General features: G+C 65.5%; 22 protein-coding genes and 2 tRNA genes. 8 read left to right on the top strand and 16 right to left on the bottom strand.

Annotated features, from left to right (window positions below):
• The 7 genes from GTP77_RS20230 to GTP77_RS20200 form a co-directional block, all read right to left on the bottom strand.
• Window positions 1-3,192 carry an efflux RND transporter permease subunit gene (locus GTP77_RS20230; protein WP_161073953.1) on the bottom strand — a complete coding sequence of 1,064 codons (3,192 nt, stop codon included), beginning with the start codon at window positions 3,190-3,192 and terminating at the stop codon, window positions 1-3.
• Window positions 3,193-3,194: 2 nt separating this feature from the next.
• The gene (locus GTP77_RS20225) at window positions 3,195-4,373 is read right to left on the bottom strand and encodes an efflux RND transporter periplasmic adaptor subunit (protein WP_161073952.1); all 1,179 of its coding nucleotides are present in this window, start codon (window positions 4,371-4,373) and stop codon (window positions 3,195-3,197) included.
• A gap of 144 nt (window positions 4,374-4,517) precedes the next feature.
• Window positions 4,518-4,594, bottom strand: a tRNA-Met gene (locus tag GTP77_RS20220).
• Window positions 4,595-4,601: 7 nt separating this feature from the next.
• Window positions 4,602-4,678 (bottom strand) — tRNA-Met (locus GTP77_RS20215).
• 105 nt (window positions 4,679-4,783) lie between these two features.
• Window positions 4,784-5,752 (bottom strand): tRNA (adenosine(37)-N6)-dimethylallyltransferase MiaA, encoded by a 969-nt coding sequence (gene miaA, locus GTP77_RS20210; protein ID WP_161073951.1) that lies wholly within the window; start codon window positions 5,750-5,752, stop codon window positions 4,784-4,786.
• A gap of 24 nt (window positions 5,753-5,776) precedes the next feature.
• A complete protein-coding gene (gene mutL / locus GTP77_RS20205) occupies window positions 5,777-7,744 on the bottom strand; it encodes a DNA mismatch repair endonuclease MutL (RefSeq protein WP_161073950.1) in 1,968 nt (655 codons plus the stop codon).
• Between the two features lie 58 nt (window positions 7,745-7,802).
• Window positions 7,803-8,732 carry a peptidylprolyl isomerase gene (locus tag GTP77_RS20200; RefSeq protein ID WP_161073949.1) on the bottom strand — a complete coding sequence of 310 codons (930 nt, stop codon included), beginning with the start codon at window positions 8,730-8,732 and terminating at the stop codon, window positions 7,803-7,805.
• 142 nt (window positions 8,733-8,874) lie between these two features.
• Here GTP77_RS20200 and GTP77_RS20195 point away from each other — a divergent pair, with 142 nt between their 5' ends.
• Together GTP77_RS20195 and GTP77_RS20190 are read left to right on the top strand one after the other, a co-directional pair.
• Window positions 8,875-9,519, top strand: coding sequence for a VTT domain-containing protein (locus GTP77_RS20195; protein WP_161073948.1), 645 nt, complete (start codon window positions 8,875-8,877; stop codon window positions 9,517-9,519).
• 96 nt (window positions 9,520-9,615) lie between these two features.
• The gene (locus GTP77_RS20190) at window positions 9,616-10,716 is read left to right on the top strand and encodes a carbonic anhydrase (RefSeq protein WP_161073947.1); all 1,101 of its coding nucleotides are present in this window, start codon (window positions 9,616-9,618) and stop codon (window positions 10,714-10,716) included.
• A 44-nt stretch (window positions 10,717-10,760) separates the two neighbouring features.
• Here GTP77_RS20190 and GTP77_RS20185 read toward each other — a convergent pair whose 3' ends face one another.
• The 3 genes from GTP77_RS20185 to tsaE are packed head-to-tail and all read right to left on the bottom strand — an operon-like array spanning window position 10,761 to window position 13,473.
• Complete coding sequence (locus tag GTP77_RS20185; RefSeq protein WP_161073946.1) at window positions 10,761-11,555, bottom strand: D-hexose-6-phosphate mutarotase; 795 nt, start codon at window positions 11,553-11,555, stop codon at window positions 10,761-10,763.
• Between the two features lie 14 nt (window positions 11,556-11,569).
• Window positions 11,570-13,024 carry an N-acetylmuramoyl-L-alanine amidase gene (locus GTP77_RS20180; RefSeq protein ID WP_161073945.1) on the bottom strand — a complete coding sequence of 485 codons (1,455 nt, stop codon included), beginning with the start codon at window positions 13,022-13,024 and terminating at the stop codon, window positions 11,570-11,572.
• Window positions 12,988-13,473, bottom strand: a complete 486-nt coding sequence (gene tsaE, locus GTP77_RS20175) for a tRNA (adenosine(37)-N6)-threonylcarbamoyltransferase complex ATPase subunit type 1 TsaE (protein ID WP_161073944.1) — start codon at window positions 13,471-13,473, stop codon at window positions 12,988-12,990. The genes GTP77_RS20180 and tsaE overlap by 37 nt, the downstream gene beginning before the upstream one ends.
• A 42-nt stretch (window positions 13,474-13,515) precedes the next feature.
• Here tsaE and queG point away from each other — a divergent pair, with 42 nt between their 5' ends.
• Complete coding sequence (gene queG, locus GTP77_RS20170; protein WP_161073943.1) at window positions 13,516-14,604, top strand: tRNA epoxyqueuosine(34) reductase QueG; 1,089 nt, start codon at window positions 13,516-13,518, stop codon at window positions 14,602-14,604.
• Here the strand turns inward: queG and GTP77_RS20165 are convergent.
• The 6 genes from GTP77_RS20165 to GTP77_RS20140 all read right to left on the bottom strand — a co-directional run bounded on the left by GTP77_RS20165 (window position 14,554) and on the right by GTP77_RS20140 (window position 19,463).
• The gene (locus tag GTP77_RS20165; RefSeq protein WP_161073942.1) at window positions 14,554-15,144 is read right to left on the bottom strand and encodes a hypothetical protein; all 591 of its coding nucleotides are present in this window, start codon (window positions 15,142-15,144) and stop codon (window positions 14,554-14,556) included. The two genes, queG and GTP77_RS20165, sit on opposite strands and share 51 nt — an antisense overlap.
• Window positions 15,107-15,379, bottom strand: a complete 273-nt coding sequence (locus GTP77_RS20160; protein WP_161073941.1) for a BrnT family toxin — start codon at window positions 15,377-15,379, stop codon at window positions 15,107-15,109. The genes GTP77_RS20165 and GTP77_RS20160 overlap by 38 nt, the downstream gene beginning before the upstream one ends.
• A 62-nt stretch (window positions 15,380-15,441) precedes the next feature.
• Entirely contained in the window at window positions 15,442-16,296 is an 855-nt protein-coding gene (locus tag GTP77_RS20155; RefSeq protein WP_161073940.1) for a CPBP family intramembrane glutamic endopeptidase, read from the bottom strand.
• Window positions 16,297-16,323: 27 nt separating this feature from the next.
• Complete coding sequence (locus GTP77_RS20150) at window positions 16,324-16,755, bottom strand: MarR family winged helix-turn-helix transcriptional regulator (protein WP_229202271.1); 432 nt, start codon at window positions 16,753-16,755, stop codon at window positions 16,324-16,326.
• A gap of 109 nt (window positions 16,756-16,864) precedes the next feature.
• Window positions 16,865-17,452, bottom strand: coding sequence for a response regulator transcription factor (locus tag GTP77_RS20145; RefSeq protein WP_161073938.1), 588 nt, complete (start codon window positions 17,450-17,452; stop codon window positions 16,865-16,867).
• A 10-nt stretch (window positions 17,453-17,462) separates the two neighbouring features.
• On the bottom strand, window positions 17,463-19,463 hold the full coding sequence (locus tag GTP77_RS20140; RefSeq protein WP_229202270.1) for a PAS domain S-box protein: 2,001 nt from the start codon (window positions 19,461-19,463) through the stop codon (window positions 17,463-17,465).
• A gap of 127 nt (window positions 19,464-19,590) precedes the next feature.
• On the opposite strand from GTP77_RS20140, the gene GTP77_RS20135 reads away from it, so the two are divergent.
• The 5 genes from GTP77_RS20135 to xerD all read left to right on the top strand — a co-directional run bounded on the left by GTP77_RS20135 (window position 19,591) and on the right by xerD (window position 24,259).
• On the top strand, window positions 19,591-20,577 hold the full coding sequence (locus tag GTP77_RS20135; protein ID WP_161073936.1) for a TRAP transporter substrate-binding protein: 987 nt from the start codon (window positions 19,591-19,593) through the stop codon (window positions 20,575-20,577).
• A gap of 72 nt (window positions 20,578-20,649) precedes the next feature.
• Window positions 20,650-21,222, top strand: a complete 573-nt coding sequence (locus GTP77_RS20130) for a TRAP transporter small permease (RefSeq protein ID WP_161073935.1) — start codon at window positions 20,650-20,652, stop codon at window positions 21,220-21,222.
• Window positions 21,219-22,499, top strand: coding sequence for a TRAP transporter large permease (locus GTP77_RS20125; protein WP_161073934.1), 1,281 nt, complete (start codon window positions 21,219-21,221; stop codon window positions 22,497-22,499). Before GTP77_RS20130 ends, GTP77_RS20125 begins: the two co-directional genes overlap by 4 nt.
• A 360-nt stretch (window positions 22,500-22,859) precedes the next feature.
• On the top strand, window positions 22,860-23,381 hold the full coding sequence (locus GTP77_RS20120; protein WP_161073933.1) for a methylated-DNA--[protein]-cysteine S-methyltransferase: 522 nt from the start codon (window positions 22,860-22,862) through the stop codon (window positions 23,379-23,381).
• Complete coding sequence (xerD, locus tag GTP77_RS20115) at window positions 23,357-24,259, top strand: site-specific tyrosine recombinase XerD (protein ID WP_161073932.1); 903 nt, start codon at window positions 23,357-23,359, stop codon at window positions 24,257-24,259. Before GTP77_RS20120 ends, xerD begins: the two co-directional genes overlap by 25 nt.
• The last annotated feature ends 14 nt before the right edge of the window (window positions 24,260-24,273 follow it).

Raw genomic sequence — 24,273 nt, 5'->3', positions numbered from 1 at the left:
TCAATGTCCTTCCAGGTTGGCTGCCGGCGCTTCCAGCGCATCGCCGGCGGCGGCGCGTTTGCTTTCCAGGCGCTTGGCCAGGGTGCGCAGCAGCACGTAGAACAGCGGCGTGAGGAACAGGCCGAAGAAGGTCACGCCCAGCATGCCGGCGAAGACCGCCACGCCCATTGCGTGGCGCATCTCGGCGCCTGCGCCGTGCGAGAACACCAGCGGCAGCACACCCATGATGAAGGCGATCGACGTCATCAGGATGGGGCGCAGGCGCAGGCGGCACGCTTCCAGCGCCGCTTGCAGCACGGTGCGTCCGTGGTGCTCCAGCTCGCGGGCGAATTCCACGATCAGGATGGCGTTCTTGGACGCCAGCCCCACCAGCACGAACAGCGCAATCTGCGTGAAGATGTTGTTGTCGCCGCCGGTCAGCTTCACGCCGACCAGCGCGCTCATGATGGACATCGGCACGATCAAAATCACCGCCAGCGGCAGCGTCCAGCTTTCGTACTGGGCGGCCAGCACCAGGAACACCAGCAGCACGCACAGCGGGAACACATAGACCAGCGTATTCCCGGCCAGGATGTTCTGGTAGGTCAGCTCGGTCCATTCATACGTCACGCCCTGCGGCAGCACTTCCTGCGCAATGCGTTCCAGCGCCGCCTGCGCCTGGCCGGACGAGTAGCCCGGCGCCGGACCGGCGTTCACGTCGGCCGCCGTGTAGGCGTTGAAGCGCTGCACGCGGTCCGGCCCATAGCTGTCGCTGATGCGCATGAGCGAGGACAGGGGAATCATTTCGCCCTTGTCGCTGCGAACCTTCAGCTGCGCCACGTCTTCCACGTGCGAGCGGAATTGCGCATCCGCCTGCACGCGCACTTGATAGGTGCGGCCGAACTGGTTGAAGTCGTTCACGTACAGCGAACCGAGGTTGATCTGCAAGGTCTGGTAGATGGTCGCCAGCGGCACGCCCAGCTGCTTGGCCTTGTCGCGGTCGATGTCCGCATACAGCTGCGGCACGTTGATCTGGTAGCCGGAGAACACGCCCGCCAGTTCCGGCGCGGCGCGCGCTTTCTGCACCAGCTTCTGCGTCGCCTCGTACAGCGCGTCGTAGCCAAGGTTGCCTCGGTCTTCCACCATCATCTTGAAGCCGCCTATGGTGCCCAGGCCGTTCACTGGGGGCGGCGGAAACACCATCACAAAGGCGTCCTGGATGGAGCCCACGCGCTTGTTGATTTCCGCCGCGATGCCGGGACCGCTCACTTCCTTGGTGTTGCGGGTTTCCGGCGCCAGTTCGCCCACGAAGACGATGCCGGAATTGGGCGCGTTGGTCAGGTCGTTGACCGACAGGCCGGGGAAGGCCACGGTGTTGCGCGCGCCCGGCACGCCCAGCGCGATATCGGCGGTGCGGCGGATGACGGACTCGGTGCGGTTCAGCGAGGCGGCGTCCGGCAGCTGCGCGAAGCCCACCAGGTAGCCCTTGTCCTGCGACGGCACAAAGCCGGCCGGCACCAGCTGGAACATCACGGCGGCCAGCGCCACCAGCACGAGATAGAAGCCGACAGAGGCCGATTTGCGCGCCAGTACGCCTTTCACGCCGCCTTCATAGCGGTGCGATGCGCGGCCGAAGAAGCCGTTGAACCAATTGAAGAAGCGGCCGAAGACCTTGTCCATCACGCGGGTCAGCGCGTCCTTGGGCGCGTCGTGCGGGCGCAGCAGGGCGGCCGACAGGGCGGGCGCCAGCGTCAGCGAGCTGAATGCCGAGATAACGGTGGAAATGGCGATGGTGAGCGCGAACTGGCGGTAGAACTGGCCGGTGAGGCCGGGCACGAAAGCGATAGGGACGAACACGGCGCACAGCACCAGCGCGATGGCGATAATGGGGCCGCTCACTTCCTTCATGGCCTGCACGGTGGCCGCGCGCGGCGTGAGCCCGTTGGCGATATTGCGCTCCACGTTTTCCACCACCACGATGGCGTCGTCCACCACGATGCCGATGGCCAGCACGAGGCCGAACAGCGTCAGCGTGTTGATGGAGAAGCCGAAGCCCAGCATGACGGCAAAGGTGCCCACCACGGATACCGGCACCGCCAGCAGCGGGATGATGGACGCGCGCCAGGTTTGCAGGAACACGATCACCACCAGCACCACCAGCGCGATGGCTTCCAGCAGCGTGTGGATCACTGCAGTGATCGAATCGCGCACGAACATGGTCGGGTCGTAGGCCACGGAGTACTGCACGCCTTGCGGGAACTGCTTGTTCAGCTCCGCCATCTTGGCGCGCACGTCGGCCGACAGCTGCAGGTCGTTGGCGCCCGGCGAGGCGAAGATGGCCAGCGCCACGGCGGGCTTGTTGTCCAGCAGCGCGCGCAGCGCATAGGAACCGGAACCCAGTTCAATCCGGGCCACGTCGCGCAAGCGTGTCAGTGCGCCGTTTCCATTGGTGCGCACGATGATGTTGCCGAAGTCTTCCTCGGTTTTCAGGCGGCCCTGCGTGTTGAGCGTGAGCTGGAACTCGCTGTCCTTGCTGGGCGAGGCGCCCACCACGCCAGCGGCCACTTGCACATTCTGCTCGCGGATGGCGTTGGTGACGTCGGTGGCGGTCATGTTGCGGGCGGCGACCTTTTGCGGGTCGAGCCAGATGCGCATGGCGTAGTCGCCCGAGCCGAGGATGTTGACCTGGCCCATGCCGGGGATGCGCGCCAGCTGGTCCTTCACATTCAGCACCGCGTAGTTGCGCAGATACAGTTCGTCGTAGCTGTTGTCCGGCGAAACCAGGTGCACCACCATGGTCAGGTTGGGCGAGGTTTTCACCGTCGTCACGCCGATCTGGCGCACTTCCTCCGGCAGGCGTGGCAGCGCGCGCTGGACGCGGTTCTGCACTTCGGTTTCCGCCTGCTGGATATTGGTGCCGATCTTGAAGGTGACCGTTAGCTTGAGCGCGCCGTCGGAGGTGTTTTGCGAGGACATGTAGATCATGTGCTCCACACCGTTGATCTGCTCCTCCAGCGGCGCGGCCACCGTTTCGGCGATCACCTTGGGATTGGCGCCCGGGTACTGGGCGGTCACCACCACCGAGGGCGGCACCACGTTGGGGTATTCGGAGATGGGCAGCTTGAAGATGGCGATCAGGCCCGCCACGAACACGATGATGGACAGCACCGCCGCGAAGATCGGTTTGTCCACGAAGAATCGGGAGAAGTTCATGATCAGTTGCCTTTCGCGGCAGCCGGCAGCGCGGCCAGTTTGTCGGCGGCCTGGCCGTCCATCAGCACCATCTGCGGCGACAGCGGCGCGCCGGGACGCACGCGCTGCAAGCCGTTGACGACGATTTTCTCGCCGGCCTTCAGGCCGGAACGCACGATGCGCAGGCCGTCCACGGTCTGGCCCAGCGTCACCTGGCGGTAGTCAGCCTTGTTGTCCGGCGTGACCACGAAGACGAATTTGCGGTTCTGGTCCGTGCCGATGGCCTGCTCATTGATCAGCAGGGCCGCTCCGCGCGCCTGGGCGCCGCTGTCCAGCTGCACCTTGGCGAACAGGCCGGGGGCCAGCAGATTGTCCTCGTTTGCGAACACGGCGCGCATGCGCACGGCGCCGGTGCGCGGGTCCAGCTGGTTGTCCACGAATTCCAGCTTGCCCTCGTGCGGGAAGCCGCTCTCGGTGGCCAGGCCTATGCGCACCTTGACCGGCTGGCCGCCATGCGCCCGCGCACCCACGTTCAGATAGGTCGACTCGTCGCCGTCGAAGCTGGCGTAGATCTTGTCGTCCGAGACCACGGAGGTCAGCACGGCGGACGCGTCGATCAGGTTGCCCACGGTGATCTCGGCCTTGCTCACGCGGCCGTCGATAGGGGCGGTCACCTGCGTGTAGCCCAGATTGAGCTTGGCGTTTTCCGCCTGTGCCAGCGCGGCGCGCGCGTTCGCGTCCAGCTCTTTCAGGCTGGAGGCGCGCTCGTCGTACTCGCGCTGGGCGATGGCTTTGTCGGCCAGCAGCTTTTCCGCGCGCGCCAGTTCCAGGCGCGCCAGCTCGGCCTTGGCCTGTGCCGCGTGCGCGGCGGCGTCGGCGCGGTTGGCCTCGGCCTGGAAGGGGCGGGTGTCGATCACGAACAGCACCTGGCCTTTTTTCACCTTGCTGCCGGGCTGGAAATTCACCGCCGTGATGTAGCCGGCCACGCGCGAGCGGATCTGCACCCGTTCGATGGCTTCCAGCCGGCCCGAGAACTCCTGCGTCTCGGTCACGGGTTTTTCCAGCACCACGGCAGCGGTGATGGGGGCGCCCTGTCCGGCGGCGGCTTCTGTAGGCTTGCTGTTGGCGTCGCCGCAGCCGCTCAGGATGGCAGCGGCCAGGCCGGCGGTGGCGAGCAAGGCCACGGTAGGTCGGAGGATCATGGTGATTTCCTTAATGTTGACGACTGTTTTACGGGGAAATGTGTATATGCACACTTCAATTGAATGTGATTATAATCATCGCATTTAAGAAGTCAACAAAAAAGCCCTGCGCCGTTTCCGGGGCAGGGCTTTCTTGACGTATCCTGGTGGTGATAGATGGACTTGAACCATCGACCCCAGCATTATGAATGCTGTGCTCTAACCAACTGAGCTATATCACCGAAAGGTTGGTGGTGATAGATGGACTTGAACCATCGACCCCAGCATTATGAATGCTGTGCTCTAACCAACTGAGCTATATCACCGCAACGGCCAGCATTATCGCGGTTTGGGCCGGGGGCTGTCAAGGAAAGCGCCTAAATAATTTGCTGCTGAGCTGTTTTTGATGTCAGTTGCATAACTTCGCGGGGTCAGACCCCTGGGGTCTGACCCCAGGTGTTGATCGCGGCCAGCATCGTCCCGGCCGCGTCCGGCTTCAGGCAATCGATCACCACGCGCTCGGGCATGGAGCGCAGCCAGGTCAGCTGGCGCTTGGCGAGCTGGCGCGTGGCAATGATGCCGGTCTCGCGCATGGTCTTGAAGTCTATCGTGCCGTCCAGGTATTCCCAGGCCTGGCGGTAGCCCACACAGCGCATGGACGGCAGGCCGGGATGCAGGTCGCCACGGCGGCGCAGCTGCTCCACTTCGGTGATCAGGTCGCCGTCTTCGGTTTCCTTCAGCATCAGGTCGAAGCGCTGCGCAATGCGTTCGTGCAGCACGGCGCGGTCGGACGGCTCCAGCGCGAACGACAGCAGCTCGAACGGCAGCTCGGTCTTCTCGCGCAGGGCCAGCAGTTCGGACATGGGCTTGCCGCTGAGCGCGATGATCTCCAGCGCGCGCTGGATGCGCTGGGCGTCGTTGGGCGCCAGGCGGGCGGCGGTGGCGGGGTCCTGCTGCGCCAGGCGCGCGTGCATGGCGGGCCAGCCCTCGCGCGCGGCGTCTTCTTCCAGTTCGGCGCGCAGGGCCGGGTCGGCGCCGGGCAGGTCGTCCAGGCCGTCGGCCAGGCCTTTGAAGTACAGCATGGTGCCGCCCACCAGCAGCGGCAGCTTGCCGCGCGCGGTGATCTCGTCCACCAGGCGCAGGGTGTCGTTGCGGAACTGGGCCACCGAGTAGGAGTCGAGCGGGTCGATGATGTCGATCAGGTGGTGCGGCGCGGCGGCGCGCTCCTCGCGCGTGGGCTTGGCGGTGCCGATGTCCATGCCGCGGTACACCAGCGCCGAGTCGACGGAGATGATTTCGGACGGGATCTGCCGCGCGATGGCCAGCGCGGCGGCGGTCTTGCCGCTGGCGGTGGGACCCATGATGGCCACGGCCAGCGGTTTTTTAGCTTGTTGCGTCATGATGCCTGTCTTGCTGAACTTTGATTACTGGCCGCGCAGGAACAGCTTGTCCAGCGCGTTGATTTCCACTTGCACCCAGGTCGGGCGGCCGTGGTTGCACTGGTCGGCGCGTTCGGTGCTTTCCATCTGGCGCAGCAGGGCGTTCATTTCCTGCACCGACAGGATGCGGTTGGCGCGCACGGCGGTGTGGCAGGCCAGGGTGCCGAGCAGTTCGTTGCGGCGCTCGATGAGCACGCGCGAGCCGCCGAATTCGCGCACGTCGCGCAGCACGTCGCGCGCCAGGGTCTGCGCGTCGGCGTTCTTCAGCAGGGCGGGCACGGTGCGCACCGCCAGCGTGGTGGGCGACAGGGCGGCGATGTCGAAGCCCAGCGAGTGCAGGGTTTCCTGGTGCTCTTGCGCCGTGCCCACTTCCACTGCGTCGGCGTAGAAGGTGACGGGGATGAGCAGCTGCTGCACCTGCATGTCCTGGCCGGACACTTGCGCGTCCAGCGCGTTTTTCAGCTGTTCGTACAGGATGCGCTCGTGCGCGGCGTGCATGTCCACCAGCACCAGGCCTTTGCTGTTCTGCGCCATGATGTAGATGCCGTGCAGCTGCGCCAGCGCGAAGCCGAGGGGGAATTCTTCGTCGGCCATGGTGGCGGAGGAGGCGACGTAGGGGGCGACCTGGGGCAGGGCGTAGCCGCTGCCGGAGCCGGGCAGGCCGCCGGAAGTCGCGCCGCCGCCGTCCGCGCCGTCAACGCCATAGCTGGCGCGCGCGCCGAACGCGCTGCCGCCGCTGAACAGGGCGCCGTAGCGCTCGGTGCTCTGGGCCACGCCGCCGGTATCACCGAACTGGCGCTGCGGCTGGCCGAAGGGCGAGGCCGAGAACGTGGGCTGGTAGTCGGGATTCAGGATGGAGCCGAACGAAGTCTGCTCCTGCGGGCGCCATGGCGTGGTGGCGGTCAGGCCGTCGGCTGCGGGCAGCGGCGAGGGCACGCTGCCGTGCGAGGTGGCCGAGGTTTGCGCCAGCGCGCGCTGCACCGCGTGGAATACGAACTGGTGCACCGCGCGGCTGTCGCGGAAGCGTACTTCGATTTTCGACGGGTGCACGTTCACGTCCACCAGCGCCGGGTCCAGGTCGAGCGCCAGCACATAGGACGGGAAGCGGTCGCCGTGCAGCACGTCCTCGTAGGCCGCGCGCACCGCGTGCATCAGCACCTTGTCGCGCACGAAGCGGCCGTTCACGTAGAAGAACTGGCCGTCGGCGCGCGCCTTGGAGGCGGTGGGCAGGCCGGCGTAGCCGTGGATGCGCAGCGGGCCGGCGTTTTCATCGATGGACAGGCGCGCGCTGGCGAAATTGTCGCCCAGGATCTGCGCGCTGCGCTTGGCCATTTCTCCCACCATCCAGTGGTCCACGGTCTTGCCGTTGTGCGACAGCGAGAACGACACGTCCGGCCGCGCCAGCGCAATGCGGCGCACCACGTCGGCGCAGTGGCCGAATTCGGTCTGCTCGGATTTCAGGAATTTGCGCCGCGCCGGCGTGTTGAAATACAGGTCGCGCACGTCGATGGTGGTGCCGTGCGCGCCGGAGGACGGCGTGACGGTGGCCAGGTGCGAGCCGGTGATTTCCCAGGCGTGGGGCGCGTCGGCCGTGCGCGAGGTCAGCGTCACCGCCGCCACGGAGGCGATGGAGGCCAGCGCCTCGCCGCGGAAGCCCAGGGTGTTGACGTTTTCCAGGTCGTCCAGCGAGGCGATCTTGGACGTGGCGTGGCGCGCCAGCGCGAGCGGCAGCTGCTCGGGGGCGATGCCACGGCCGTTGTCGGTGATGGCGATACGCTTTACGCCGCCTTCCTCCAGCCGCACCGTGATCTGCGTGGAACCCGCGTCGAGCGCGTTTTCCAGCAATTCCTTGACCACGGCCGACGGCCTTTCCACCACCTCGCCGGCGGCGATCTGGGAAATCAACTGGTCGGGCAGGGCCTGGATGGGACGGTGTGGGGCGGGAGCGTTCATGCCGTGATTATAAACCGGGAACCCCTGGGGGCAGTCCCGGCGGGACTGACCCCGGCGTTTACTTGCCGATCTCGCGCACGGGGATGGTAACGTTGCACAGCTCGATATAGCCGGCCGGCACCTTGGTCCACGGGCCGCCCCGGTTGCGCTGGGCTTCGGCCACGGCCTGGAAGCTGGCCGAGTCGGTGCGCATCACTTCGAGCTTCACGCGTTCGGCTTCGGGCACGTCGGCCGCCAGGCGCACCGACTTGATCGGCGTCCGCTGCTCGGGCTTCTCGTAGAAGCCGAGCGCGCCGGTGCCGCGCGGCAGCGACGACAGCAGCGGCATGCCGGACACCACGCGGCCCACCACCGTGATGTTGCGGTCCAGGTGGCGCGGCGCGTGGCCGGTGACGGCGTACAGCGAGCTGCCGTTGGCGCTGTCGCTGTCCACGTCGCGGCCCACGCCCACCATGCCGTAGCAGTGCGCCAGCCAGGCGCGCCCGGTTTTCGGGTCGCGCGCGGACGGGAAACCGTTCGAGTGGCCGACCTGGGCGGCGTAGCCGTCGCGGTCCGGCAGCAGGGTGAAGTGCTTGTCATTGGCCATGGGGACCGTGAATTCGCCGGGCAGCTTGGCTTTCGCGGTCTTGAAGGCGCGCGGGTTCTTTTCGTCCGGGTCGCCCCATTGGGCCACGTAGTTGTCCTGCGAACGCAGCACGGCCAGGCCGTCGAAATAGCGGTCGCGCGCCAGGGCGCGCAGGTTGGCGGCGTGGGCGGGCGCGAAGTCGGGCGCCAGTTCGATCACCACGCGGCCGGCGGGCAGGTCCATATACAGCGTGTGCTCGGGGTCCAGCGGGCGCCATTCGGCCGGCTTGGAGGCTTTGACCACGTCGGCCACGGTGGGCTTGGGCGGGTTGGCGGCCGGCGCGGCCGGGGCAGCGTGGGCGGTTTGCCAGAGCAGGGCGGCCAGCGCCGGGATCGCCAGCGCTTGCTTCGTCGTGTATTCCATCCATTTGTCTCCTGGTGATGAGTGCGGGAATTGTAATACCGGCATGCGTCCCCATACTGCAGCTTGGTGAAATTTAACCGTCACTACGTTCTTGCACTGCTCAGTGTGGTGTATGATTCCGGCGCTACCTTTTGGGATTTTTATGGATTTCATGCAATTACTAGACATGCTGGTGCATGTCGACAAGGCTCTGGATGGGTTGATCGCGCAGTACGGCCTGTGGGTCTACGCGGTGCTGTTCTTCATCATTTTCAGCGAGACAGGCCTGGTAGTGCTGTTTTTCTTCCCTGGGGACACCCTGCTGTTCATCGCCGGCGCCCTGTGCGCCACCGGCCAGATGAACCTGCCGGTGCTGATCGCGCTGCTCATCACGGCGGCCGTCAGCGGCAACACGGTCAATTACTGGATAGGCGAAGCCATCGGGCAACGGGTATTTACCCATGACTACCGCTGGCTCAACAAGGACGCCCTGCACCGCACGCACAACTTCTTCGAGAAGCACGGCGGCAAGACCATTATCCTGGCGCGCTTTATTCCCGTGGTGCGCACGTTCGCGCCCTTCGTGGCGGGCGTGTCGGACATGACCTTCAGCCGCTTCCAGCTCTACAACGTCACCGGCGCCGTGGCGTGGGTGGTGTCGCTGACCGTGGGCGGTTATTTGTTCGGCAACATCCCTGTCGTGCGCGACCACCTGACCACCATCGTCATGGTGGGCGTGGGCGCGGCCATTGTTCCGCTGATGCTGGGCGGGGCCTGGAAGCTGGGACGGCGCGTGCTCGGACGCTAAGCGGGACGCTGATCCCGCGCTGATTCGTCCTGCACAGCTCAAGTTTTCCCGCTGTGCAACCGTTAATCCAGGTATGCACTTTATACCTGGACTCCCATGCGCAACCTGATCGCCCTGACTGCCTGCTGGCTCGCCATTGCGGCGGCGGGTGCCGCCGATCCCGCGCCATATGCGCCGCCGCTGACCAAGATGGCGCAGGCCAATATCAATAACATCCGTCCGTCGAACCCGCAGCCTATCGGCGGCAGCGGGGCCGGCGCTGCCAGCGGCACCGCTACCGGCGCTGGCGCGCCCACGGCTACCGGCGCCGCCAAGTTCGGCGCCAAGCCGGCCGCGAAAGCGCCCGCCGCGCCCAAGCTGAGCGAGCGCGAACGCGAGGAGCAGGCGGAAGCCGAGCTGTCGGCCAAGATCGCCGAGCGCCTGGCGCAGATGCGCGCCAACCAGGCCGCGCGCGCCGCCGCAGCGGCCCAGGCCAGGAAGGCGGCCGCCATCAAGGCCGCCGCGCCGCCGCCGCGCGCCAACGGCACCCATTGGGGCTACGAGGGCGAGTTCGGCCCGGCCAACTGGAGCAAGATCAATGCGGACTGGGCCAAGTGCAGCACCGGCAACCGCCAGTCGCCCATCGATATCCGCGACGGCATGAAGGTGGACCTGGAGCAGATCACTTTCGACTATCGCCCGTCTTCGTTCAACGTGCAGGACAACGGCCACACCGTGCAGGTGACCATGGGCGGGGGGAACTTCCTGTCGGTGGGCAACCGCATGTATGAGCTGGTGCAGTTCCACTTCCACCGTCCTTCGGAAGAGCGCATCAACGGCAAGGGCTTTGAAATGGTGGTGCACCTGGTGCACAAGGACGGCGAAGGCCGCCTGGCGGTGCTGGCGCTGCTGCTCGAGCGCGGCAAGCCGCAGCCGGCCATCCAGACCGTGTGGAACAACCTGCCGCTGGAGAAGGGCGACGTGACCGCGCCCTCCATCGTGCTCGACCCGAACGACCTGCTGCCGCAGCGGCGCGACTACTACACCTACATGGGTTCGCTGACCACGCCGCCGTGCACGGAGAACGTGCTGTGGCTGGTGATGAAGGAGCCGGTGCAGGCGTCGCCGGCGCAGATGGCGCTGTTCAGCCGCCTGTACCCGCTCAATTCGCGCCCGATCCAGCCTGCCTCGGGCCGCATCATCAAAGAGTCCATGTAGGGCGGGTTAGCGCGCAGCGCGTAACCCGCCGGTGCCGGGCCGGTTCATCCCGCGACAGTAATGGTGTGATGGCCGGTCCATTCGGCGCCGGCTTTCAACTCTTGCTTGTCCACGCGCGCGGGTTCGATGCACAGGAACTCGCGCCATTCGTGGTCCGCCATATCGGTCAGCTTGGCCGCGTTCTCGGCGCCAGGATTCCACACCACCCATTCCGTAAAGCCCTGCTGGCGCAGCTGCAGCTGGCTGTCCGCCGTGCGCAGTTCCAGTTCGGCCGGCGCGGCGTAGATATTGTCCAGCGGCGGGCCGAAGGCGATCTTGCCCTGCTCCAGGCCTTGCAGCGTGGTTTTCAGGAAGTCGCCCGCCGCGTAGTAGGTGTGCAGCGCGCTGGCGAAGCTGAAGCTGTCCGCGCCCGTGTTGCGCACATTGAAGCGCATGTGCAGCGCATTGCCTTGCAGCGCGAAGCGCAGGCGCAGCGCGAAGTCGTGCGGCCAGCCTGCGGCCAGCGGCGCGGGCACGTCGGCCTGGGTCAGTTCGAACTCCGCGTACACGCCGTCCTCCGCCGAGCCGGATGCGCCCAGGCGCCAGTGCGACAGGCGCGCCACGCCGTGGCGCTGGCCGTCGCCGCGCGTGGAGAACTGCGGGAAAATCACCGGCACGCCGCCGCGTATGGCCGCGCTGCCGTCCATGGGCGAGCACGCGCTCAGGAACAAACGCTCCTTGCCGTCCGGGGTCTTCCACGACAGCAGGTGCGCGCCGTACAGCGCAATGGTGGCCTGGGCGCCGTCGGGCGCGGTGATGCGGATGGCCGGCAGCTCGCCGTGCCTGGTGTGGCTGATCATGTGGTCTTCCTGGCTTAAGTCATGCGGCTCTTGGCGAGCGGCGGATTTTTGGCGAAGTACTGGCGGATGCCTTTCACGACGGCGTCGGCCAGCTTGTCCTGGTAGTCGTTGTCCTTCAGGCGGGCTTCCTCCTCCGGGTTGGAGATGAAGGCCGTTTCAATCAGGATGGACGGAATGTCGGGCGCTTTCAGCACCGCAAAGCCGGCCTGTTCGACCGAGCCTTTGTGCAGGCGGTTGATGCCGCCGATTTCGCCCAGCACGGCCTTGCCCAGCTTCAGGCTGTCGTTGATCTGGGCCGTGGTGGACAGGTCGAACAGCACGCTGGCGAGCTGCCTGTCCTGGCTTTGCACGTTGGCGCCGCCGATGTTGTCGGCGTCGTTTTCCTTGTTGGCCAGCCAGCGCGCGGCGCTGGAGCTGGCGCCTTTTTCGGACAGCACAAACACCGACGAGCCGCGCGCGGACGGCTGCACGAAGGCGTCCGCGTGGATGGAGACGAAGAGGTCGGCCTGCACCTTGCGCGCCTTGTCCACGCGGGTGCCGAGCGGCACGAAGTAGTCGCCGTCGCGGGTCAGCATGACGCGGATGTTGGGGTGCTGCTCCAGCTTGCCCTTGAGCCGCTTGGCGATGGACAGCACGATGTCCTTCTCGCGCGAGCCGCTGGAACCGATGGCGCCGGGGTCTTCGCCGCCGTGGCCGGGGTCGAGCGCGATGGTGATCATGCGCGCCACCTTCTGGCCGGGCCGGGGCTTGGCTTGCGGCAGCGGGTCCTTGTTTTCAGGGCGGGCTTCCGGCGGCGTGTGCGCCAGGTCCGGCTTAGGCGCGGCCGCTTCGGTTTTTGCTTCGGCCTTGATCTCGGCGCGCGCTTCGGCTTTCGCTTGCGCGGCCTGCGTGGCCTGATTGGCTTGCACGCCGCTGCCCGGAGCTGGCACAGGCGCTACGGCCTCGCCGTGCGGCAGTTCGGGCGCGTTGCTCCAGTCGCCTTTTTCTATCATGGCCGCGATCGGGTCGACCGCTTTCACCGGATACAGGTCGAAGATCAGGCGGTGCTTGTACTGGCCGGCCGGCGCCAGCGCGAACACCTGCGGCGTGATTTCTTCTTTCAGGTCGAACACCAGCCGCACCACGTTGGGCCGGTTCTGGCCCACGCGCACCTGGCGGATGTAGGGGTCGTTGGACTGGATCTTGGCGACCAGGGTTTTCAGCGTGGGATTGAGCTCCAGGCCTTCGATGTCGACCACCAGGCGCTCCGGGTCCTTCACGATGAAATGGGTGGCCTTCAGGTTGGAATCGTTCTCCAGCGTCACGCGGGTGTAGTCGGCGGCGGGCCAGACGCGCACCGCCAGGATCTGCGCGGCGCGCGCCGGCAGCGGCGCCATCACGGACAGCAGCAGCGCGCTGCCGGCCCTCAGTACCGTGCGCCTGTGGCGGGACTTTACATGTTCGGTGCGAATTTGAGGCGTTGCAGGCATGACAGACCTAAGGCAGAGGACGCTTGCAATTCTACATCACGTCCCTCGCCAGCCACAGCCAAGAATACATGCAGGTCCGGCGGCGGCAGCACGGGGCCGGCCTTCTCCGGCCATTCGACGATGCAGATGTTGTCGCCGTTGAAGTCCTCGCGGAAGCCGGCGTCGAGGAATTCCTCGGGGCTGCTCATGCGGTACAGGTCGAAGTGGATCACGTTGACGGCGCGCCCTTCCAGCTGCACGCTGTAAGGTTCGGACAGCGTGTAGGTCGGGCTTTTCACATTGCCCGCGTGGCCGGCGGCGTGCAGCAGCGCGCGCGTGAGGGCGGTTTTGCCCGCGCCCAGGTCGCCGTGCAGATAGATCGCCATGCCCGGCAGGATGGCGCGCGCCAGGGCCGCGCCCAGGGCGGCGGTGCCGGCTTCGTCGTGGAGATGGGATTTAAAGTGCTGCATCGAATAAAATGTGAGGTTGTAAACCGTTGCATTGTAAAGCCGATGTCCCTTGCCGATCTCAATTTAGACGAACTTGCACTATCCATCAAGGAATGGGGCACGGAGCTGGGCTTTGCGGAAGTGCGCGTGGCCGACATCGACCTGTCGGCGCAGGAGGCCGGGCTGCAGGCCTGGCTGGACGCCGGCATGCACGGCGAAATGGACTACATGGCGGCGCACGGCATGAAGCGCGCCCGCCCGGACGAGCTGGTGCCGGGCACGGTGCGCGTGATCACGGCGCGCATGAACTACCTGCCCGCCTCGCTGGAGGAGGACTGGCGCGAGCGCGAGGCGGCGCGCATCGCCGATCCGTCGGCGGCGGTGATCTCGGTCTATGCGCGGGGGCGCGACTACCACAAGGTGCTGCGCGCGCGGCTGCAGCAGCTGGCCGACCGCATCCAGCGCGCCATCGGCGCCTTCGGCTACCGCGTGTTCACCGACTCGGCGCCGGTGATGGAGCTGCCGCTGGCCGAGAAGTCCGGCCTGGGCTGGCGCGGCAAGCACACCTTGCTGATCAACCGCAGCGCCGGGTCGATGTTCTTCATGGGAGAAATCCTGGTCGACCTGCCGCTGCCGGTCGACCCGCCGACCGGCGCGCACTGCGGCCAGTGCAGCGCCTGCATCAGCGCCTGTCCCACGCAAGCCATCCTCGGCCCGGGCCGGCTGGACGCGCGGCGCTGCATCTCCTACCTGACCATAGAACTGAAGAACGCCATTCCCGAGGAGATGCGCCCGCTGATCGGCAACCGCGTGTACGGCTGCGACGACTGCCAGACGGTCTGCCCCTGGAATAAATTCGCCCAGCGCGCCACCCTGCCAGACTTCGACGAACGGCACGGCCTGGGCAGCGCAGGCATGGTGGAGCTGTTCGGCTGGAGCGAGGATGAATTCAACCGCAAGATGGAAGGCAGCCCGATACGCCGCATCGGCCACGAGCGCTGGCTGCGCAATATCGCGGTCGGCCTGGGCAACGCTGCCGCCGCCGGCGCGCGCGGCGACGCGGCGATTGTCGCCGCGCTGGAGTCGCGCCGCAGCCACGAATCAGCGCTGGTGCGCGAACACGTCGAATGGGCGCTGGCCCGGCACCACTGAAGTTGACAGACTGACGCAGACCCAGTCTTCGTCGATAGGCAATATCGCTTCCCCCATCATTCCCGACGTATGAGCAAAATGCAGAATGCGATGGACTGATGCGTCGGATTGGTATTCGGAGCGAAATTTTGCGCAACAAACCCACAGCGTTCCTTTCGCCGCCAGGCGGTCCCGCGCTGAGTTCAGCAGGGTTTCGACATCGAGCTGGGAGTGCGCGAAAAGGATCACCAGTTCCGCAGCGGCGTCAGTCTTGTTGAGGCTCTCCGGCGGTAATTGCGAGACGAATGCGCTGTTTTCCTCGCGCGCATTGAGTACAGCGATAGATGAAGCCGTTGGCGCTCCCATGACTTCGGCTGCCGGCAATCCGCTTCGTTGGTGCCGGTATTCGCCAGGCATGATGACTCTACCTGGTCCCCATTCGCCTTCCAGTTCTTCGACCGATGGAGGCGGCGGCAGATCTTCCTCTGGCATTGCATCATAGAGCGCTTCGATCTGTTCGGGGCTAAGGTAAAACGTTGGCCAAGTATTCCTTCCGTTCATGTTTGTTCGCCTTCCGACACGAAATAAAGCGAGGGCTATCCTCTGGCGGCGCCCAGATCAACACGACGATGTCTCCACGGAACCAGCCTATGCTGCGCATGCGTTCTTCCGGATAATCCCGGGATCTGTCTTCTTGTGTAACAACCGGGGCGGCGAACACTTCATCTACGTCGTTCAGATCGATGCCGTGCTTGTGCAGATTGGCCAGTCGCTTTTTGGGATCGCAGGTGCCCATGAACTGATCATATGGGTCATCCTGAAATGCTTCTTAGATATTAGGCGTGGATATGATTTCCATCAAGCGGCCTTGGCTGGCGTGCGGGCGGGGCGCAGCAGGATGGCGACGGCGATAACGGCCAGCAGGGTGACGGCGGAGGCTTCGATGCCGTAGTTGCCGCCGCTGAGCCATTCGGGGCCGCTCAGGCGGCCGATGATCCAGCCTTTGGCGGCGCCGCCGGAGACGGGCAGCGAGAACACGGTGCCGGTGATGAAGTTCCAGGCGAAGTGCAGCCCCGCTGCCAGCCAGATGCGGCCGGTTTTCAGGTAGGCGGCGCCGAACATCACGCCGGCGGCCACGGTGATCACCAGGCCGAGCGCGCTCACGCCGTCGTTGGGGAAGTGGGCCAGCGCGAACAGCAGCGAGGACAGCGCCAGCGCCCAGCGCGTGCCGAGCGCCACTTGCAGTATGCGCAGCAGCACCGCGCGGAACAGCAGTTCTTCGAACACGGCCACCAGTACCAGCTCGGCAACCGGCTTGAAGATGACGGTCCAGCTGTTGTTGCCCACCACCTGGAACGCGCCGGCCGCGGCCAGCGCGCCGATCACGCCCAGCGACAGCGCCGTGCCCCAGGCCAGGCCCACGCTGGTTTCGCGCGCGGCGCCGTCAGAGGACAATTCGTCCGGCACGCGCCGTTCGATTTTCGCCACGTAGTAGCGGTAGCCCAGCACGCACAGCGCGGCGGCCAGCAGCTGCGGCCACGCCACGCGCATGGATTTCTCCAGCACCACATTGGCGAACACCAGCACCGCCGCCACCGGCAGCACCATGGCCAGCGTGGCCAGCAGGATGCGGACCACCGGCTGGCGCGCGGCGCGCGCGCCCAGGCTGGCGGGGACGGGGGAAACCGGAACAGCGTGCTGCGTTGTGCTCATGATGTTCTCCAGGTGGTGCTGCGGGTTTTATTTCTGCTTGCTGCGCGCGGCGCGGATGCGCTCGCCGAAAGATTGCTGCCGCAGGGCGGCGATGGCGTTGGCCAGCGCGTCCGACAGCGGATAGGGCAGGTCTTCATCGAGGCTGCGGGCCGCCGCCGCCGTGGCTTGCCAGCATTGCTGCAGCTGCGGCAGCAGCGCCCGGCCTTGCGCGCTCAGGCTGATCATTTTCTGCCGCCCGTCCAGCGCGCCCGGCTCGGACACGATGAGCCCGGCCTTGAGCATCAGCGCGATGGTCTGCGTGGCGGCCGGCTGCGTAATGCCGGCGGACTCGGCGATCTGGCCTATGGTGCGCGCCTCGCCCTGCGTCAGCGCGCGCATCACCGGCGTGTAGCGCGGCCGGTAATCCAGGCCGGCTTCCTCATAGGCGGCGCCCACCGCTCCGTCCAGCAGATCGATCAAATGGCGTAATTGGGTTCCGAGTCCGGGTTTCATGAGGAAATAATATCAGCAGTTATATAAGTGGTAAATTAATTTTGCGGCGCACGCTGCGGGACTGCAGCGCTGCGGCTTATTTCAGCAGGCCGGCGAGTTCGACTGCGGTTTTGACCTGCATCTTGTCGAAGATGTGGGCGCGGTGGACTTCCACCGTGCGCATGCTGATGCCGAGCTGGTCGGCCACCACCTTGTTCATCTTGCCGGCCAGGATGAGGTCCAGCACTTCGCGCTCGCGGGTGGACAGGGTGGCCAGCCTGGCGTGCACCGCCGCCGCCGCGCTGGCGTCGCGCGAGGTGGCCAGGCCTTCCTGCACCCGGTCCATCAGCTGGTTGTCGTTGAAGGGCTTTTCGAAGAAATCGAAGGCGCCGCGCTTGAGGGTGTCGACCGCCATCGGCACGTCGCCGTGGCCGGTCAGGAAGATCACCGGCAGGCGCTGCGTCAGCCCGCGCGCGGCCAGCTGGTCGAACACGGCCACGCCGCTGATGTCGGGCATGCGCACGTCGAGCAGCACGCAGTCGCCCATGGCGTCGAACTCGGCGCGCCCGGCCCAGGCCAGGAAGTCGGCCGCGCTGGCGTAGGCGGTGGCGGGGATGGCGCGCGACGAGGCCAGCCAGGAGAGCGAGTCGCGCACTACGGCTTCGTCGTCCACGATGTGCAGCATAGTTGTCCTTTCAGGGCGCGCCGGCGGCCGGCAGCGTGAATGTGAAAATGGTGCCGCCGGCCGGATTGGGCTTGTGCACCAGCGTGCCGCCATGGAATTCTATCGCGGTGCGGCAGATACTCAAACCCATGCCCATGCCTTCGGCCTTGGTGGAGAAGAAGGGCGCGAACAGGCGCTCGGCCACGTCGTCCGGTATGCCGTGGCCCTGGTCGATCACCTCCACCGCCACCTGCGCGGCGGCCGCGTCGTACCGCGCGCGCACGCGCAGCAGGCGCCGCTCGGGCGGCACCTGGGCCATGGATTCGATGCCGTTGCGGGTCAGGTTGAGCAGCACCTGCTCTATCATCACGCGGTCGGCCAGTACCGGGGGCAGCGCGGCCGGGATGTCGGTCTGCAGCGCCACGTAGCTTTGGCGAGCCTGCAGCTCGATCAGCGCTTCGATGCCGTCGAGCAGGGACTGCACCGCCACTTCGCGCCGCTCCGGCTCGCGCTTTTTCACGAATTCGTGCACGCTGCGGATGATCTGCCCGGCGCGCTGGGCCTGCGCGCCTGCTTGCTGCAGGGCCGGCTTGAGCATGCCGCAGTCGAGCGGCTGGCCTGAGTCTTCGGCGCGCGCCATCACGTTCAGCGCGCCGGTGGTGTAGCTGGAGATGGCCGCCAGCGGCTGGTTCAGCTCGTGCGCCAGCATGGAGGCCAGCTCGCCCATGGTGGCCAGGCGCGCGCTGGTCTGCAGCTTCTGTTCCTGCTGCCGGTTCAGTTCTTCGATGCGCTTGCGGTCCGAGATGTCGAGGATGGAGCCCATCCAGCCGGTCTGCTTGCCGTTGTTGTCCACCAGCGGCGCCTCGAAGATCAGCACCGGCACCCGCTCGCCGCTGGCGCGCTGGAAGATGGTCTCGAACTGCGGCGTGACGTTGCCGGCCAGGACGCCGGCGAAGCGGTGCTGGTATTCCGTCATCACTTCCGGCGCCCAGTAGGGCATGGGCGGCAGCTTGCCCACCAGCTCTTCCGGCGGATAGCCGACGATCTGGCAGAAGGCCGGGTTGACGTAGGTGACGCGACCTTCCAGGTCGCGCGCGCGCAGCCCGGTCACCAGCGAATTTTCCATGGCAGTGCGAAAGCTCATCTGCTGGCGCAGCGCGCCTTCGGCGGCCAGGCGGCGCGAGATGTGGCCCCACAGCGCGAGCAAACTCCACAGCAGGGCCAGCGACAGCGCGATCACCGAGCCCACCAGCAGGTTGGGCAGCAGGCGCGGCTCGCTTTTCACGCTGTCGGTGACCAGGGTGACCGAGGTGCCGGGCAGGTCCAGCGCGCGCTTGTGCGTGTAGACGCCGTGGCCGGCGCCGGCGGCCGAGCGGCGCGCCAGCACCTTGTCGTCGCGGTCGAGCAGGGTGATCTGGTTGTCCTGCGCAAACCACCACGGCACCAGTTCGTCGAGCACGGTGCTCAGCGCGTAGTGCGCCACCAGGCTGCCCAGGTAGTGCTCGCCGTTATAGATGGGGTAGTGGTAGTCCAGGCCGGGCTTGCTGCCGCCTGGCAGGATCTCGGGCTGGCTGTAGACCGGCCTGCGCGCGCGCCGCGCATGGTCGGCGGCGGCCAGCGAGGCTGGGCCGAGTCCGGACCCTGCCGCCGGGGCCGCGCCGGCCGCTTCGCTGGTGGCGGCCACCGCGCCGTCCGGTGTGAGCCACAGCACGCGGCGGATTTCGTGTCCCGTTTGCAACAGTTGCACCAGCCGCGTGTGCAGCTGTGCCGGGCTCAAATGGCCGGCGGCGATCTCGCCGCTGAGGGTGCGCATGGCTTCTTCGTGGCGCCCGAGCTGGAAGCGGATGGTCTGTTCCACCCACAGCGTGTCGGCGATCAGCTGCTCCTGGCGCTCGCTGCTTTCCATCTGGCGCGCCTGCCAGGGCAGCCAGATCAGCACGGCGAGGAAGAACAGCACCAGCACCACCGGCAGCAGCCAGCGTACCGGGTTGGCGAAGTGCAGGCGCGGCGGACGGTCGGTGGCGTTGGGCATGGGGCGGAGCATTCAACTTTAGTGTGTCAGCGGCTATTGTGGTTTTCCACAGTTGCCGTGTATCTTAGGACTGTTCCAAACTGCTAACGTAAGCATAATAATGTAATTCATTCACGGGAGACCCCACATGAAATTGAAAGCCACCCTGGCCGCCTTGTGCGCCATCGCCAGCTTCAGCGCCTACGCGCAAGCCCCCATCGTCATCAAGTTCAGCCACGTGGTGGCGACCGACACGCCCAAGGGCCAGGCCGCCGAGCGCTTCAAGCAGCTGGCCGAGAAGGCCACCAACGGCCGCGTGAAGGTGGAGCTCTACCCGAACAGCCAGCTGTACAAGGACAAGGAAGAACTGGAAGCGCTGCAGCTGGGCGCGGTGCAGATGCTGGCGCCGTCGCTGGCCAAGTTCGGCCCGCTGGGCGTGAAGGAATTCGAAGCCTTCGACCTGCCTTACATCTTCCCCACCAAGACCGCGCTGTACAACGTGACCGAAGGTCCGATCGGCAAGGGCCTGCTGAAGAAGCTGGAAAGCAAGGGCATCACCGGCCTGGCTTACTGGGACAACGGCTTCAAGGTGATGTCGGCCAACAAGCCGCTGCGCACCCCGGCCGACTTCAAGGGCCTGAAGATGCGCATCCAGTCGTCCAAGGTGCTGGACGCGCAGATGCGCACGCTGGGCGCCAATCCGCAGGTGCTGGCCTTCTCCGAGGTGTACCAGGCGCTGCAGACCGGCGTGGTGGACGGCACCGAGAATCCGCCGTCGAATATGTACACCCAAAAGATGCACGAGGTGCAGAAGCATGTGACCGTGTCCAACCACGGCTACCTGGGCTATGCCGTCATCGTGAACAAGAAGTTCTGGGACGGCCTGCCGGCGGACATCCGCACCTCGCTGGAAACCGCGATGCGCGACGCCACCACGTTTGAAAAAGCCATCGCCCAGCGCGACAACGACCTGGCCATGGACGCCATCAAGAAGGCCGGCAAGACCGAGATCTACAACCTGAGCGCCAAGGAACAAGCCGAATGGCGCAAGGCGCTGCTGCCGGTCCAGAAGGACATGGAAGGCCGCATCGGCAAGGATCTGATCCAGGCCATCAACAAAGAAGCCGCCAAGTAAGCCGGCTGTAGCGGGGCGGCGTCCTGCCGTCCCGCATTTTTCTATCCCTCTTTCTTTGGAAAGATATCGACCATGAAATTCCTGGACCACCTGGAAGAATGGATCATTGCGACCCTGATGGGTCTGGCCACCGTCATTATCTTCGTGGCGGTGGTGCACCGCTACCTGGCGGGCCTACCCATTCCCGGCCTGCAAGACGCCCTGATCCAAATTAACACCAGCTGGGCGCAAGAGCTGTGCATCTACATGTTCGTGTGGATGGCCAAGTTCGGCGCCGCCTACGGCGTGCGCACCGGCATCCACGTCGGCGTGGACGTCATCATCAACCGCATGAGCACGCCATGGCGCAACAAGTTCGTGGTGTTCGGCCTGCTGGCCGGCGCCGCCTTCACCGGCATCGTGGGCACGCTGGGCGCCAGTTTTGTGTGGGAAATCGGCCACACCGACCAGACCTCGGCCGACCTGGAAGTGCCGATGTGGCTGGTCTACCTGGCCGTGCCGCTGGGTTCCTATCTGATGTGCTTCCGCTTCCTGCAAGTGACGGTGGCCTTCCTGCGCACCGGCCATCTGCCGAAACACGACCACTCGCATGTCGAGGGCCTGGAAGACGAACTGACGGCTGAAGAAAAAGGAGCCAAAGCATGAACGCCATGATTATCTTCGTGCTGCTGCTGGCGCTGATGTTGACCGGCATGCCGATCTCCATCTCGCTCGGCCTGACGGTGCTGACCTTCCTGTTTACCATGACCTCGGTGCCGATCGAATCGGTGGCGCTGAAGCTGTTCACCGGCATCGAGAAATTCGAGATCATGGCCATCCCGTTCTTTATTTTGGCGGGCAACTTCCTGACCCACGGCGGGGTGGCGCGGCGCATGATCAACTTCGCCAGCTCCATGGTGGGGCACTGGCACGGCGGCCTGGCCCTGGCCGGCGTGCTGGCCTGCGCGCTGTTCGCGGCCGTGTCCGGCTCCTCGCCGGCCACCGTGGTGGCGATCGGCTCCATCATCCTGCCGGCCATGGTGCGCCAGGGCTATCCGAAAGGCTTCGGCGCGGGCGTCATCACCACCTCCGGCGCGCTGGGCATCCTGATCCCGCCGTCCATCGTGATGGTGATGTATTCGGTCACCACCAACACCTCGGTGGGCAAGCTGTTCATGGCCGGCGTTATCCCCGGCATCATGCTGGCCTTCCTGCTGGGCGTGACCACCTGGTTCCTGGCCAAGAAGCACAACTATCCGCGCATGCCCAAGGCCAGCTGGGGCGAGCGCTGGGTCACCTTCCGCAAGAGTGCCTGGGGCCTGCTGCTGATCGTCATCGTGATGGGCGGCATCTACAGCGGCGCGTTCACGCCGACCGAAGCGGCCGCCATGGCAGCCGTGTACGCCTTCGTGATCGCCGTGTTCGTCTACAAGGACCTGAGGCTCAAGCAGGTGGGCAAGGTGCTGCTGGATTCGGCGGCCATGTCGGCCATGCTGCTCTACATCATCACCAACGCGGTGCTGTTCTCCTTCCTGATGACCAGCGAAAACATCCCGCAGGCGATGGCGGAGTGGATCACGGGCCAGGGCCTGGGCGTGGTCAGCTTCCTGCTGGTGGTCAACATCCTGCTGCTGCTGGCGGGTAATGTGATGGAGCCGTCGTCCATCGTGCTGATCATGGCGCCCATCCTGTTCCCGGTGGCGATGAAGCTGGGCATCGATCCGGTTCACTTCGGTATCCTGATCGTTGTCAATATGGAAGTGGGCATGTGCCATCCGCCGGTCGGCCTGAACCTGTATGTGGCGTCCGGAATCACCAAAATGGGGATTACGGAATTGACCGTGGCGGTGTGGCCGTGGCTGCTTACCATGCTGGGATTCCTGGTGCTGGTGACCTACGTACCACAAATTTCGCTGTGGTTGCCTAACTTAATTTACTCCTAAACTAAAAAAATTCATGGCTCAAAAAAATGAGCAAAAAGCGAAGTGGATCAGTTATGATTGCTTCGCTCCAGAGGCAAACAAAACAAATAACGATATCTGGTCTGGTAGCAAGAACATGAAGTTTAGTGGGGAGAGTAAATAAAAAAACGGCACGCATGCCGCATATACATTGAGGAGACACACGGTTCACAGTATGTCGTTGGAAGATTGACGAAGGCCGCCACAAGTGAGCTACGTCGACGCCAAACGGCCGGTTCCGTGACAGCAGGATTGAAAGCGCACTCTTATAGTGCGCTTTTTTTTTGCTCCGCCCCATTTTGGTGGTGTAGTATTGATGCAACAATCAGCCAGACAATTGTGATGGATAAACAACAGAGTAGCCATATTTTTAACGCCGTCGTCGCCACGCCGTTCGGCGCCATGGGCGTGCGCACCGGCGGCGCGCTGGTGACCGAATTGGTCTACCTGCCGGCCGGCTACGCCGAGAAGGACGCCGAGGACGCGGTGGCGGCGCTGGCCGCCGAGCAGATCCTGCGCTACTGCGCCGACGCCGACTTTCCTTTCAGCCTGCCGCTGGCGACCGTCGGCAGCGCCTTCCAGCGCCGCGTGTGGGGCGCCATCAACAGCATTCCGCGCGGCCAGGTGCGCACCTACGGCGAACTGGCCAAGTTCCTGGAATCGGCGCCGCGCGCCGTGGGCCAGGCTTGCGGCGCCAACTGGTTCCCGCTGGTGGTGCCCTGCCATCGCGTGACGGGCGCCAACGGCCTGGGCGGCTTCGCCCACCACGACGACGCCAACGGCTTCCACCTGAACGTGAAGCGCTGGCTGCTGGCGCACGAAGGGCATAGCGAATACGCATGGCAACAGACAACGCTGCTCTGATCGACGAGTTCTGCGACGCGCTGTGGCTGGAGGACGGCCTGGCCAAGAACTCGCTGGACGCCTACCGCCGCGACCTGCGCCTGTTCGCGCGCTGGCTGGAGGTGGCGCGGCCGGACGTGGCCGGCCTGAACGCGGTGGCCACGCACGATATCGACGCCTATTTCAGCGCGCGCCACGAGGACACCAAGGCCAGCTCCTCCAACCGCCGCTTGTCAGTGCTGAAACGCTATTACCAGTATGCGCTGCGGCAGAAGCTGGTGGCGGCCGATCCGTGCCTGAAGCTGGCCTCGGCCAAGCAGGCGCAGCGCTTCGTGCATACGCTGAGCGAAGCCCAGGTGGAGGCCTTGCTGGCCGCGCCCGACACGCGCACCCCGCTGGGCCTGCGCGAACGCACCATGCTGGAGCTGATGTACGCCAGCGGCTTGCGGGTGTCCGAACTGGTGGCGCTGAAGACCTTCGAGCTGAGCCTGAACGACGGCGTGCTGCGCATTACCGGCAAGGGCGGCAAGACGCGGCTGGTGCCGTTCGGCGGCCAGGCGCGCCAGTGGATAGAACGCTATATGAAGGAGGCGCGCTGGGCCATCCTGGACGGCCAGCAGGACGACGCGCTGTTCGTGACCGGACGCGGCGGGCCGATGACGCGCCAGATGTTCTGGGTGATTATCAAAAAGCACGCCCACAAGGCCGGCATTACCTCGCCGCTGTCGCCGCACACCATGCGCCACGCGTTCGCCACGCATTTGCTCAACCATGGCGCCGACCTGCGCGTGGTGCAGCTGCTGCTGGGCCATGCCGACATCTCCACCACGCAAATCTACACCCACGTGGCGCGCGAGCGTTTGAAGCATTTGCATGCGCAACATCATCCCCGCGGCTGAAATATTTGCGCGCG

The sequence above is a fragment of the Pseudoduganella aquatica genome, from assembly GCF_009857595.1.
GTDB lineage: Bacteria > Pseudomonadota > Gammaproteobacteria > Burkholderiales > Burkholderiaceae_D > Rugamonas > Rugamonas aquatica_A.
This window is presented reverse-complemented; position numbering and strand designations above follow the sequence as displayed.